General features: G+C 72.5%; 11 protein-coding genes. 10 read left to right on the forward strand and 1 reads right to left on the reverse strand.

Annotated features, from left to right (window positions below; genetic code table 11):
- The first annotated feature begins 6 nt into the window (after positions 1 to 6).
- The 8 genes from pyrF (at position 7) to ACGF3C_RS13725 (ending at position 7,942) form a co-directional block, all read left to right on the forward strand.
- Positions 7 to 843, forward strand: a complete 837-nt coding sequence (gene pyrF / locus ACGF3C_RS13690) for an orotidine-5'-phosphate decarboxylase (RefSeq protein WP_393221801.1) — start codon at positions 7 to 9, stop codon at positions 841 to 843.
- Positions 844 to 1,021: 178 nt separating this feature from the next.
- A complete protein-coding gene (gene mihF / locus ACGF3C_RS13695; protein WP_030335662.1) occupies positions 1,022 to 1,339 on the forward strand; it encodes an integration host factor, actinobacterial type in 318 nt (105 codons plus the stop codon).
- A gap of 25 nt (positions 1,340 to 1,364) precedes the next feature.
- Positions 1,365 to 1,898 carry a guanylate kinase gene (locus ACGF3C_RS13700; protein ID WP_355009192.1) on the forward strand — a complete coding sequence of 178 codons (534 nt, stop codon included), beginning with the start codon at positions 1,365 to 1,367 and terminating at the stop codon, positions 1,896 to 1,898.
- Between the two features lie 64 nt (positions 1,899 to 1,962).
- Positions 1,963 to 2,226: a DNA-directed RNA polymerase subunit omega gene (gene rpoZ, locus ACGF3C_RS13705; protein WP_030335666.1), complete on the forward strand. Its 264-nt coding sequence runs from the start codon at positions 1,963 to 1,965 to the stop codon at positions 2,224 to 2,226.
- A gap of 14 nt (positions 2,227 to 2,240) precedes the next feature.
- Positions 2,241 to 3,449, forward strand: a complete 1,209-nt coding sequence (gene coaBC, locus ACGF3C_RS13710; protein WP_393221804.1) for a bifunctional phosphopantothenoylcysteine decarboxylase/phosphopantothenate--cysteine ligase CoaBC — start codon at positions 2,241 to 2,243, stop codon at positions 3,447 to 3,449.
- An 88-nt stretch (positions 3,450 to 3,537) separates the two neighbouring features.
- The gene (metK, locus tag ACGF3C_RS13715) at positions 3,538 to 4,731 is read left to right on the forward strand and encodes a methionine adenosyltransferase (RefSeq protein WP_091401916.1); all 1,194 of its coding nucleotides are present in this window, start codon (positions 3,538 to 3,540) and stop codon (positions 4,729 to 4,731) included.
- A 59-nt stretch (positions 4,732 to 4,790) separates the two neighbouring features.
- A complete protein-coding gene (locus tag ACGF3C_RS13720; RefSeq protein ID WP_393221808.1) occupies positions 4,791 to 6,701 on the forward strand; it encodes a primosomal protein N' in 1,911 nt (636 codons plus the stop codon).
- A gap of 257 nt (positions 6,702 to 6,958) precedes the next feature.
- A complete protein-coding gene (locus ACGF3C_RS13725; protein ID WP_357233877.1) occupies positions 6,959 to 7,942 on the forward strand; it encodes an AAA family ATPase in 984 nt (327 codons plus the stop codon).
- Positions 7,943 to 8,016: 74 nt separating this feature from the next.
- On the opposite strand, the gene ACGF3C_RS13730 is transcribed toward ACGF3C_RS13725, so the two are convergent.
- Positions 8,017 to 9,297, reverse strand: coding sequence for a hypothetical protein (locus ACGF3C_RS13730; RefSeq protein WP_393221811.1), 1,281 nt, complete (start codon positions 9,295 to 9,297; stop codon positions 8,017 to 8,019).
- A gap of 239 nt (positions 9,298 to 9,536) precedes the next feature.
- Here ACGF3C_RS13730 and ACGF3C_RS13735 point away from each other — a divergent pair, with 239 nt between their 5' ends.
- A complete protein-coding gene (locus tag ACGF3C_RS13735; protein WP_393221814.1) occupies positions 9,537 to 12,020 on the forward strand; it encodes an ATP-binding protein in 2,484 nt (827 codons plus the stop codon).
- An 85-nt stretch (positions 12,021 to 12,105) separates the two neighbouring features.
- Complete coding sequence (gene def, locus ACGF3C_RS13740) at positions 12,106 to 12,663, forward strand: peptide deformylase (protein WP_357189739.1); 558 nt, start codon at positions 12,106 to 12,108, stop codon at positions 12,661 to 12,663.
- Positions 12,664 to 12,665 lie beyond the last annotated feature (2 nt).

Here is a 12,665-nt window from a genome sequence, read left to right on the forward strand (position 1 = left end):
ACTCCGATGGAGAGCTTCGGTACCCGGCTGCACCGGGCGATCACCGAGCGGGGCCCACTCTGTGTGGGCATCGACCCGCATCCGGGTCTGCTGGCTCAGTGGGGCCTCCCGGACGACGTTGAGGGGCTCGACCGGTTCAGCCGAACCGTGGTGGAAGCCCTCGGTGACCGTGTTGCGGTAGTCAAGCCTCAGTCGGCCTTTTTCGAGCGGTTCGGATCCCGAGGTGTGGCGATTCTTGAGTCAACTATCCGACAGTTACGGGATGCCGGCTCGCTCGTTCTGCTCGACGTCAAACGCGGCGACATCGGCTCGACGGTGAGCGCGTACGCCGCCGCGTACCTTGATCCATCCAGCCCCGTGTATGTCGACGCGGTCACCGCGAGCCCTTACCTCGGGGTCGGTTCGCTGGCGCCGATGTTCGAACTGGCTGCCGAGCACGGCGGCGGCGTGTTCGTGCTGGCCCTCACCTCCAACCCCGAGGGTGCCGCCGTGCAGCGGGCCGTCACGGCCGACGGCCGCACCGTGGCGCAAACCGTGATCGACAAGATTTCCCAGCTCAACAGGGGTGCGTCCCCACTCGGGAGCTTCGGTCTGGTGGTCGGCGCGACCATCGGTGACACCGGTCACGACCTCTCCGGTGTGGGCGGCCCACTGCTCGCTCCGGGGCTCGGCGCGCAGGGTGCCGGTGCGGCCGATCTGCGGACCGTCTTCGGTTCGAGCCTCGCCTCGGTGCTCCCGTCGTACTCCCGGGAAGTGCTCTCGGCGGGCCCTGATGTGGTCGCGTTGCGGGCCGCCGCGGACCGCGTTCTGGTCGACTGCCGGGCCGTTCTGCCTGCCCGGTGACTGACTGACGGGTCGGTCACTCTACGGTGATCATGCGGCCCCCACGTTGCCGAAAGCTCCGTTGGCCGCTAGTTTTCCCCGCGCTGGGAACCATGGACCCCTTGGTTCACAGCGACACCACGTTTCACAGATGCGGCGGTGCGCCCCGCCCGCCGCGATAGGGACCTGAGGAGAACTGGTGCCGCTCCCGTCACTGACCCCCGAACAACGCGCTGCCGCGCTCGAGAAGGCCGCGGAGATCCGCAAGGCCCGTGCTCAGCTGAAGGAGCAGCTCAAGCAGGGCAAGACCACCCTCGGTGCTGTCCTCGAGCGGGCCGAGAGCGACGACGTCGTTGGCAAGCTCAAGGTGTCGGCCGTCCTGCAGGCCATGCCGGGCATCGGCAAGATCCGGGCTACCCAGATCATGGAGAAGCTCAAGATCGCCGACAGCCGTCGCCTGCGTGGCCTCGGCGAGCAGCAGCGCAAGGCACTGCTTGGAGAGTTCGCCGCCAACTGAACCTGGCAGCGTGTAGAAACAAGCAGTGAGCACGGATGACGAGGCGCGCCCGGCGGCTCGGCTCACTGTCCTGGCTGGACCTTCGGGTTCCGGCAGGGAGAGTGTCGTCGAGCTTGTCCGGGCGCGTTCTCCGTCCGTGTGGATCCCGGTCGCGGCAACCACCAGGCCGCGCCGGGAGTCGGAGATCGACGGGGTGGACCGCGTCTTCCTCGCCCCCGCCGAGTTCGATCGACGGATCGTCGACGGCGAGCTGCTGGAGTGGTCCCGGATCGGTTCGCACCGCCGGGGCACCCCGTACCCACCGCTGCGCGCCCGGCTCGACGCCGGGCAGCCGGTGCTGCTCCCGCTCGACCTGCGCGGCGTCCCACTGGTCCGGGCGCGCCTGCCCGATGCCCGGCTGGTGTTGCTGAGCCCACCCGGGTACGCGCCCGACGCCACGGTGGCCGCCACCGTCGCGTACGCGCTGACCCACGACCACACCGAACGGGTGGTTGAGGAGCTGGTAGGCTTACTCGGTTCTTCTTATCCGGATCCGGCCTGGTCACGCGTGCGTGGCTGACGGTCGGCCGCCGTTGAGACTCAGCACCGCGTCCGCGCGGCTCGAAAGACGCAGAGGTTAATTCGTGGGATCCATCGCCAACCCCGAAGGCATCACCAACCCGCCGATCGACGAGCTCCTCGAGAAGACGACGTCGAAGTACGCGCTGGTCATCTTCGCCGCCAAGCGCGCGCGCCAGGTCAACGCCTACTACAGCCAGCTCGGTGAGGGTCTGCTGGAGTACGTCGGCCCGCTCGTCGAGACCACCCCGCAGGAGAAGCCCCTCTCCATCGCCATGCGCGAGATCAACTCGGGCCTGCTCACCGCCGAGCCGACCGACCAGCCGTAAGCCCCCGCTGGCCGATGTCCGCCTCGATCGTCCTCGGGGTCGGTGGCGGCATCGCCGCCTACAAGGCGTGCGAGCTGCTGCGACTCTTCACCGAATCGGGTCACCGGGTTCGGGTGGTGCCAACCGCGTCGGCGCTCCGCTTCGTTGGAGCGCCGACCTGGGCCGCGCTCTCCGGTCAACCGGTCGCCGACGACGTCTGGACCGACGTCCACGAGGTGCCCCACGTCCGGCTCGCTAAGCAGGCCGACCTGGTGGTGGTCGCGCCGACCACCACCGACCTGCTCGCCAAGGCCGCCCACGGCCTCGCCGACGACCTGCTGACCAACACCCTGCTGACCGCCCGCTGCCCGGTCCTGCTGGCCCCGGCCATGCACACCGAGATGTGGGAGCACCCCGCCACAGTGGCGAACGTGGCCACGTTGCGCTCGCGCGGGGTCCGGGTCATCGAACCCGCCGTCGGCCGGCTCACCGGCGCCGACACCGGCAAGGGCCGGCTGCCCGACCCGGCGGAGATCTTCGCCGTCGCCGGTCGGCTGCTGGCCCGTGGCGACTCCGCCCCCGCCGACCTGGCCGGTCGCCGGGTGGTGGTCACCGCCGGTGGCACCCGCGAGCCTCTCGACCCGGTGCGTTTCCTGGGCAACCGCTCGTCGGGCAAGCAGGGGTACGCGTTCGCCCGCGCGGCTGTCGCCAGGGGTGCCCGGGTCACCGTGATCTCGGCCAACGTCGGCCTCGCCGACCCGGCCGGGGTCGACCTGATCCGGGTGGGCACCACCGCCGAGTTGCGGGAGGCGACAGTCAAGGCCGCCGTCGAGGCCGACGCGGTGGTGATGGCGGCGGCGCCTGCCGATTTCCGGCCCGCGACGTACGCGACTGGCAAAATCAAGAAGTCGGACGACGGTGTCGCACCCACCATCGAGCTCGTCACGAACCCGGACATCGCGGCGGAGCTCGGCCAGCGCAAACGGCCAGGGCAGGTGCTGGTGGTGTTCGCCGCCGAGACCGGCGATGCCGAGGCCAACGGTAGGGCGAAACTCGCCCGCAAGCGGGCCGACCTGATCGTGGTCAACGAGGTCGGTCCGGACCTGGTCTTCGGCGCCGACACCAACACGGTGACGGTCATCGGCGCGGACGGCTCGGTCAGCCGGCTGCCCGAGCAGGCCAAGGAAGCTGTGGCCGACGCCGTCTGGGATCTCGTCGTGGCGCGGCTGCCTGGCCGCTCCTGACGGGTGGAACAGAGCACAACCGAACCCGACACGGACCGCAGTGGTGATTAAACTTCCGCGGAACGACTTCATACGCTTAGGGAGTGCCGTGACACGCCGTCTCTTCACGTCCGAATCGGTCACGGAAGGCCACCCGGACAAGATCGCTGACCAGATCAGCGATGGCATCCTCGATGCGCTGCTGACCGAGGACCCCCACAGCCGCGTGGCAGTGGAAACCATGATCACCACCGGTCAGGTGCACATCGCCGGTGAGGTGACCACCAAGGCGTACGCCGACATCCCGACGATCGTCCGCCGGACCATCCTCGACATCGGCTACGACTCGTCGAAGAAGGGCTTCGACGGCGCCTCCTGCGGGGTCAGCGTCTCCATCGGTGCGCAGTCCGAGGACATCGCGCAGGGTGTGGACAACGCCTTCGAGTTGCGCACCGGAGCATCGGAGAGCGCGCTGGACGCGCAGGGCGCTGGCGACCAGGGCATGATGTTCGGCTTCGCCTGCTCGGAGACGCCCGAGCTGATGCCGCTGCCGATCGCGCTCGCGCACCGGCTGGCCCGCCGCCTCTCGGCGGTGCGCAAGGACGGCACGATCCCGTACCTGCGGCCGGACGGCAAGACCCAGGTCACCATCGAGTACGAGGGGCTGCGTCCGGTCCGGTTGAACACCGTCGTGGTGTCCAGCCAGCACGCCGCCGACATCTCGCTGGACTCGCTGCTCACCCCGGACGTGCGCGACCACGTGATCGCCCCGGAGCTGGAGAGCCTCGGCCTGGACACCGACGGCTACCGGCTGCTGGTCAACCCGACCGGCCGCTTCGAGATCGGCGGCCCGATGGGCGACGCCGGGCTGACCGGCCGCAAGATCATCGTCGACACCTACGGCGGGTACGCCCGCCACGGTGGCGGCGCGTTCTCCGGCAAGGACCCGTCCAAGGTGGACCGCTCGGCCGCGTACGCGATGCGCTGGGTGGCCAAGAACGTGGTCGCCGCCGGTCTGGCCGAGCGGTGCGAGGCGCAGGTGGCCTACGCCATCGGCAAGGCGCACCCGGTGAGCCTGTTCATCGAGACGTTCGGCACCGAGACCGTGCCCGTCTCCTCGATCGAGAAGGCCGTCACCGAGGTGTTCGACCTGCGGCCGGCCGCGATCATCCGGGACCTCAACCTGCTCCGCCCGATCTACCAGCAGACCGCCGCGTACGGCCACTTCGGCCGGGAGCTGCCGGACCTGACCTGGGAGAGCACCGACCGGGCCGCCGACCTCAAGTCGGCCGCGGGAGCCTGACCGCCACCAAGCGCAGCGACCGGCGACCCGCGGACGGGTCGCCGGTCGCGCGCGTCTGCGTGGACGTCGGGCTGGCGCACCTGGACCGGCCGTTCGACTACCTGGTGCCGGCGGAGCTGGACGAGGTGGCGGTGCCCGGTACGCGGGTGAAGGTGCGCTTCGCCGGGCAACTCGTCGACGGGTGGCTGCTGTCGCGCGCCGACGACTCCGGGCACACCGGCCGTCTCGCGTACCTGGAGAAGGTGGTGTCCCCGGAGCCGGTGCTGGCCCCGGAGGTCGCCCGGCTGGCCCGGGCGGTCGCCGACCGGTACGCGGGCAGCCTCGCCGACGTGCTCCGCCTCGCCGTGCCACCCCGGCACGCGCGGGTGGAGAAGGAGCCCCACGACGAGCCGCCCACCCCGGCGGCCCCCATCGGGCCGGTCGACCCGCGCGGGTGGCGCGACTACCCGACCGGTCCGGCTCTGCTGCGGGCGCTCGCCGACGGCCGGGCGCCCCGCGCGGTCTGGTCGGCGCTGCCCGGTGAGGACTGGGCGGCCCGGTACGCCGACGCGGTGGCGGCCACCGTCGCCGGTGGGCGCGGAGCCGTGGTCGTGGTGCCCGACGCGCGTGACCTCGACCGTCTCGACGCGGCGCTCACCGGCGTCCTCGGCCCGGGGCGGCACGTCAGCCTCTCCGCCGCGCTCGGCCCGGCCCGGCGGTACCGGGCGTTCCTCGCCGCTCGCCGTGGCCAGGTGCCGGTGGTGATCGGCACCCGGGCGGCGATGTTCGCCCCGGTGGCCCAGCTCGGCCTCGTCGCGGTGTGGGACGACGGTGACGACCTGCACTCCGAGCCCCGGGCGCCCTACCCGCACGCCCGCGACGTGCTGCTCACCCGCGCCCACCTCGCCGAGGCCGGCGCGCTCGTCGGCGGGTACGCCCGGACGGCCGAGGCGCAGTTGCTGGTGGAGACCGGTTGGGCTCCGGAGGTGGTCGCCGACCGGGCCACCGTGCGGGCGCGGATTCCGGCCATCGCGCCGACCGGAGACGACCCGCAACTGGCCCGCGACCCCGGGGCCGCCACCGCCCGGCTGCCCAGCCTGGCCTGGACGGCTGCCCGCGACGCGCTCCGCCAGGACCTGCCGGTGCTGGTGCAGGTGCCCCGCCGCGGCTACGTCCCGTCGATCTCCTGCGCCGAGTGCCGCACCCCGGCCCGCTGCGCGCACTGCGCCGGCCCGCTCGCGCTGCCCTCGGCCGGTGGTACCCCGGCCTGCCGGTGGTGCGCTCGGGTGGCGGCCGCGTACGCCTGCCCGGAGTGCGGTGGGCGGCGGCTGCGGGCCGCGGTGACCGGCGCCCGGCGGACCGCCGAGGAGCTGGGCCGGGCGTTTCCCGACGTGCCGGTGCGCACCTCGGGGCGCGAGGAGGTGCTGACCGACGTGCCAGGCGGCGCGGCCCTGGTGGTGGCCACCCCGGGCGCCGAGCCGGTCGCCGAGGGCGGCTACGGCGCGGTGCTGCTGCTCGACTCGTGGGCCCTGCTGACCCGGGCCGACCTGCGCGCCGGTGAGGAGTCGCTGCGCCGCTGGTTGGCGGCGGCGGCGCTGGCCCGCCCGGCGCCGGCCGGTCGGGTGGTGGTGGTCGCCGACGGCGCGCTCGCCCCCGTGCAGGCGTTGCTGCGCTGGGACGCCGGCTGGTTCGCCGGTCGGGAGCTGGCCGAGCGCCGCGAGCTGGGCTTCCCGCCGGCCGTGCGGATGGCGAGCGTCACCGGGGTGGCCGAGGCGGTGGCGGACCTGCTGGCGGCGGCTCGGCTGCCGGACGACGCCGAGGTGCTCGGACCGGTGCCGGCCGAGGAGGGCAGGGAACGGATGTTGGTCCGGGTGCCCCGGGCCCGCGCCGCTGCGCTCGCCGAGGCGTTGCACTCGGCCGCCGGCGTCCGGGCCGCTCGCAAGGCCGCCGATCCGGTTCGTCTCCAGGTCGATCCGCTGAGCCTGTTCTGAGGTGTTTCGGCCGGTGCTGACGGTCGCGGACCTCACCCGCTGCCGGAGGCCCTCGCACACCGCGTCCGGCAAAGCGGTGGCGCCCGAGTGGTAGCATCGCCCGTCATGCCAAGGCGTACGACGGGCTCCAGGTTTCGAGGGGGCGTCAGCCACGCCGAGCTGGGGCCGTCGCGGGATGGCGCGACGATGGCGGGAACGCGTCGGTCGGGCGCGAGGTCGATGATGTCAATGAGCCGGTGATCAGGGGTGGACCAGTCGTGACCGTTGGACAATCGATCGTCTTCAACGGCGACCTCGGCAGCGGCAAGAGCACCGTGTCGGTCGAGATCGCGAAGCGGCTCGGCATGCGCCGGGTCAGCGTGGGGGACCTCTACCGGGAGATGGCGCAGCAGCGGCAGATGACCGCGCTGCAGCTCAACCTGCACGCCGAGCTGGATCAGGCAGTCGACGGCTACGTGGACCAGCTCCAGCGGGACATTGCCGCCTCCGGTGAGCGCCTCATCATGGACTCCCGGCTGGCGTGGCACTTCTTCACCGACGCGCTCAAGGTGCACATGATCACCGAGCCGGGCGAGGCGGCCCGCCGGGTGCTCGCCCGCCCCTCCGGGCCGGCCGAGAGCTACGCCTCGCTGGAGGAGGCCAAGGCCAAGCTTCGGGAGCGCAGCGCCAGCGAGCGCAGTCGGTTCATCATCCGTTACGGGGTGGACAAGGCCCGGCTGCGTAACTATGACCTGATCTGCGACACCACCCGGGCGTCCGCCGCCGAGGTGATCGAGCACATCGTGGCCGCGTACGAGGGCACGCTCGGCGCCGAGGTGCTGCGCGACGGCCCGCCGCTGCTGCTGCTGGACCCGGCCCGGGTCTACCCGACCGAGGACATCGCCACGCTGCGTGGTCTGTGGGACACCGACTTCGTCGGTGGGGTGGCCGAGGCCGGCGACGAGGCCCTCGAACCGCTGAAGATCGGGTTCACCGGCGAGTACTTCTTCGTCGTCGACGGCCATCGCCGCCTCAGCGCCGCTCTGCAGAACGGGTTCTCCCTGGTCCCCGCCCAACTGGTCGCCGAGGTCGACGAGCCGGTGGTGGGCGGGATGACGGCGATCGACTACTTCGCCGCCCAGGTGCGCCCCGGCCTGATCTACGACTGGGAGGCGGCTCACAAGATCCAACTGCCGCTGCCCGAGCCGGCGCTGCTCCGCGGCGACGCGGTGCTCGCGGGGGACCCGGCCGCCGGCGTCTGAGCGAGGCCGGGCCGACGCGCGGGGTACGCGCGCCGGCCCGGCCACCGAGTCGTACGGCGGATAGCTGGTACGGCTCAGCCGAGGACGACACCCGAGGCGCCGACGCCGGCCATGCCGGAGAAGATGTCCTCGTAGTAGAACCGCCAGGCGCAGACCCGGCCGGCGGGGCGGTAGCCGGTACAGGCCGTCGACGTGAAGGTGTCGTCGATGGCGGTGTTGGTGCCGGTGGCCCAGACCTGGAGGGTGTTCGCCGCGTTCACGATCTCCACCGGGCCGCCGCTGTCACCCTGGCCGACGGCGTTGCTGCCGGTGGTGTTCTCCGCCTGGACCTGACCGCAGACCTGGCCGAAGTCGCGCACGTTGATGCACAGGTTGCGGGCCTTCACCTGGATCGAGCAGCGGGTGCCGGAGTACGCGCCGGAGGTGCACACCCAGTTGCCGACCTGGCTGGCCGACGCGCCGATCACCTGGTTGCTGAACTCACTGACCACCCTGCCCTGCGCGTCTGTGCTGTTGTTGAAGACCCGGCCGCCCGAGGCGCCGGAGAGCAGCAGGGTGTCGGTGCCGGCGTTGCGGGTACCGACGATGCCCATCGACTGCCCGGTCGGGTCGGTCGCGGCGTTGTTGATGTTGCCGCAGTGCGCGGCGGAGAGGATCCGCGCGGACCCGCCCTGGAAGACCCCGAAGCCGGTCGAGCAGCCGCCGCCGGTGGTGGCGTTGCGCCAGGCGGCACCGCCCCACCACGGCGCCGTGTCGTCCCATCGGGTCGCCGGCGCGGCGGCGACCTTGGTCTGCACGGTCACCGGCACACCGGCCAGCGCGGTAGCACCGAGCAGCCCGTCCTGCGTGCCGACGAGCAGGCCGGCGCCGTCGGCGCGCGGCCCCACCGTGGTGATCTTGTCACCGGCGGAGGCCCGCAGCCGGTCGGCCGCGGCCATGAGTTCCCGCTGCGAGTACGCGGCGGGCAGCACCTTGGTGGCGACGGTGGCCCGGGCGTTGGCCACCAGGTTGGCCGGCGGCTCACCCTTCCAGTAGACCTGGAGGTGGCGGGTGGTGGGGTCGGCGACGATGCCGGCGAAGCCGGAGTTGGCGCTGCGCTGCGCCGCGTTCGTGATCTGGGCGGCGGCGTTGTTCATGCGCTGCTGCACCCGGAGCAGCTCCGACCAGGAGGCGAAGCCGCCGGGCACCGGCGTGCTGTCGATGAACGATCCGGTGGCAGGGGCCTTGCCCCCGGGTGCGGCGGTGGCCGGTGTGGCGGTCAGGCCGGCGGCGAGCAGCGTGAGACTGATCGCGGTGACGGCGACGCGACGCAGCATCGCCACGGGGCGCCGGGTGGTCGGGTGTGGACGGATCATCGGGTACCTCTTCCCCCAGGGGTCGTGGAGCGGGCCGTGCCCGCACCAGGACGGTGGCAGGGGCGTCGACGCCATGGGGCGGATCCTGGACGGGACTGGACACCGCTGGACACTGTTGGACGAGGCGACAGTCCGTAGTGGAACTGTCATACATTGGCAGCCGTCTATCGACTGGCGTAGGGCCGGAATTACCCTGCCCGTGCGCGTCCGGGGGGCCGGATGACCGGGGTGGGGGTCGTATGTCTGAGCAGTGGATACCGTCCAGCACTCATCAGACGTCACACGGGTCAGCCGAGCTGGTCCGCGTCTGCACCGAGACGCAGACACTGCCCGAGCTGGCCGGATTGCTGCGCCAGCTGCGCCGCCGCGAAGCCCGGCAACAGGGCGAGACCCTGCTGACGTACCGACAGTTGGCCGCGAAGACCGGCTGGTCACGCGGGATCATCGGGGAGTACTTCGCCGGCAACATCCTGCCGCCACCGGAGCGGTTCGACGTCCTCATCCGACTGCTCGGGGCCAGCCCCGCCGAACAGGGGGTGCTGGCCACCGCGCGGGACCGGGTCGAAGAGCGACGCCGACGCCCGAACCGGGAGCACGCGACCAGCGGGCGGGCGGTCGCGCGGGCCGGGGTCGGCGGCCCGCGCGCCGGCACCACGTCCCCCCGGTTCCCGATACCCCGCCAGCTGCCCCCGGCGCTGCCCGGGTTCGTCGGGCGGGCGACCCAACTCGCCCAGCTCGAGGCCGAATGCGCCCGCGCCGTGGCACCCGGGAACGACGGCATGGCGTCGGTCACCGTCATGACGTTGTCCGGTACGGCCGGGGTCGGCAAGACGACCCTCGCTGTCACCTTCGCGCACCGGGTCGCCGACCGCTTCCCGGACGGCCAGCTCTACGTCGACCTGCGCGGGTTCGACGCCACCGGATCGGTGGTGACGGCCGTCGAGGCGGTCCGAGGTTTCCTGGAGGCCCTCGAGGTACCGCCCGAACGCATCCCCACCCACCTGCCCGCGCAGGTGGGCCTCTACCGCAGCCTGCTCGCCGGACGCCGGATGCTGGTGCTGCTGGACAACGCCCGCGACGCCGACCAGATCCGACCCCTGCTGGTCGGCAGCCCGAACTGCCTGGTCCTGGTGACAAGCCGCAACCGGCTCGCCGGGCTGATCGCGGCCGAGGGCGCCCGGCCGATCGGCGTCGACCTGCTCAGCACCGCCGAGGCCTGGCAACTGTTGGCCCGGCGGCTCGGCACTGACCGGTTGGCGGCCGAGCCGCAGGCGGTGGACGAGATCATCGAGCGGTGTGCGCGGCTGCCGCTGGCGCTGGCCGTGCTCGCCGCGAGAGGTGCGGAGAAGCCGACGTTCCCGCTCGCCACCCTCGCCGCCGAACTGCGGGCGGCGCCGCGACCACTCGACTCGTTCGACGGAGGGGACGCCGGCACCGACGTGCAGGCCGTCTTCTCCTGGTCGTACCAGAGCCTGACCCCGGCGGCGGCGCGCCTGTTCCGGCTCTTCGGCTGCCATCCCGGTCCGGACATCGGGTTCGCCGCAGCGGCCAGTCTGGCCGGGCTGCCCCGGGCCCAGGTGCCCCGACTGCTGGCCGAACTGGCCCACGCGCACCTCGTCACCGAGCACGCCCCCGGTCGGTTCGGCGCGCACGACCTGCTCCGGGCGTACGCGGCCGAGCAGGTCGAGCGTCTCGAACCGGAGCAGGCCCGGCGGGCCGCGACCCGGCGTGGGCTGGACCACTACCTGCACACCGCCCACGCGGCGGCACTGCTGCTGCAACCGGGTCGGGACCCGGTCACCCTCACCGCCGCCGCGCCGGGTGTGCTGCCCGAGGAGATCACCGACCTCGGTCAGGCGCTCGCCTGGTTCAGCGTCGAGTATCCGGTGCTGCTCGCGGCGGTCGCCCACGCGAGGCGGACCGGGTTCGACGGTCACGCGTGGCAGCTGGCCTGGACACTGGTGGACTTCCTGCAACGCCGGGGGCGGTGGCCGGACCTGGCCGTGGCCCAGCGCAACGCCCTGGCCGGGGCGCAGCGGGCCGGCGACCGACCCGGGCAGGCGAACGCCCACCGCGACCTCGCCAGGGTGCTGTCCCGGCTGGGCCGGGTGAACGAGGCGGCGAGGAACTACCGGCAGGCCCTGGCGATCTTCGCGGAGCTGACCGACCACACCGGGCAGGCGCGCACCCACCGGGCGTTCGGCGCGATGCTCGACGGGCTCGGCCGGCACGCCGAGTCCCTGGAGCAGAGCGAGCGGGCCCTGGCGCTGTACCGGGCCGCCGGGCACGTCGCCGGGGAGGCCAGCGCCCGCAACGCGGTGGGGTGGGCGTACGCCCAGCTCGGCCGGTACGAGCCGGCGCTCGGGCACTGCCGGGAGGCGTTGGCGCTGCTGCGGACGACAGGGGACCGGCACGGCGAGGCGAACACCTGGGACAGCCTCGGCTTCATCCACGCCCGACTGGCTGACCACCCGGCGGCGATCCGCTGTTTCCAGCGGGCCCTCGGGCTGTACCGGCGGGTCAGCGACCGCTACGACGAGGCGGACACCCTGTCCCGGCTCGGCGAGAGTCGGCAGGCGGTGGGGGACGCGGCCGGTGCCGCGCGTACCTGGCGGCGGGCCCTGGTCATCCTCGACGATCTCGGCCACCCGGACGCCGAGCGGGTGCGGGAGTTGTTGGCCGGGCAGTCCGTCGGTGACGCTGGGCACACCGGCGGTGGTTGAGCGAGGTGCGCCGCCCGGTGTCCGGCCGGGCACTCCGTAGACTGGTACGGCACCGCTCGTCCACCCGAAGAAGGAGCCGTCCCGCGTGACCGTCCAGCCCATCCGTCTGTTTGGGGATCCGGTGCTGCGCACGCCGGCCGATCCGGTGGTCGACTTCGACGCCGAGCTACGTCGGCTCGTCGCCGACCTCACCGACACGATGCGTGAGCAGAACGGCGCCGGCCTGGCCGCGCCGCAGCTCGGTGTGAGCCTGCGGGTGTTCACCTTCGACGTCGACGACGTCCTCGGGCACCTGATCAACCCGGTGCTGGAGTTCCCCGACGAGGAGGAGCAGGACGGCCCTGAGGGCTGTCTGTCCATCCCCGGGCTCTACTTCGACACCAAGCGTCGGCAGAACGTCATCGCCAAGGGCTTCAGCTCGTTCGGCGACCCGATGCAGATCGTCGGCACCGGCCTGATGGCGCGCTGCGTGCAGCACGAGACCGATCACCTCGACGGGGTGCTCTTCCTGGATCGACTGGACCCGGAGGGGCGCAAGGAAGCCATGAAGGCGATCCGCCAGGCCGAGTGGTACGACGCGGCGGCCCCGCCCACGGTCAAGCTCAGCCCGCACATCAGCGACCCGTTCGGTCTGGGGCGCTGACC

This window comes from Micromonospora sp. NPDC047762 (genome assembly GCF_043204655.1).
In the GTDB taxonomy this organism is placed as follows: Bacteria; Actinomycetota; Actinomycetes; order Mycobacteriales; family Micromonosporaceae; genus Micromonospora.

What these genes read in the sequence shown, in the direction of transcription:
- pyrF (WP_393221801.1), top strand. Translation starts at nt 7, where the DNA reads ATGGAGAGCTTCGGTACCCGGCTGCACCGGGCGATCACCGAGCGGGGC.
- ACGF3C_RS13730 (WP_393221811.1), bottom strand. Translation starts at nt 9,297, where the DNA reads ATGATCCGTCCACACCCGACCACCCGGCGCCCCGTGGCGATGCTGCGT.
- ACGF3C_RS13735 (WP_393221814.1), top strand. Translation starts at nt 9,537, where the DNA reads ATGTCTGAGCAGTGGATACCGTCCAGCACTCATCAGACGTCACACGGG.
- coaBC (WP_393221804.1), top strand. Translation starts at nt 2,241, where the DNA reads ATGTCCGCCTCGATCGTCCTCGGGGTCGGTGGCGGCATCGCCGCCTAC.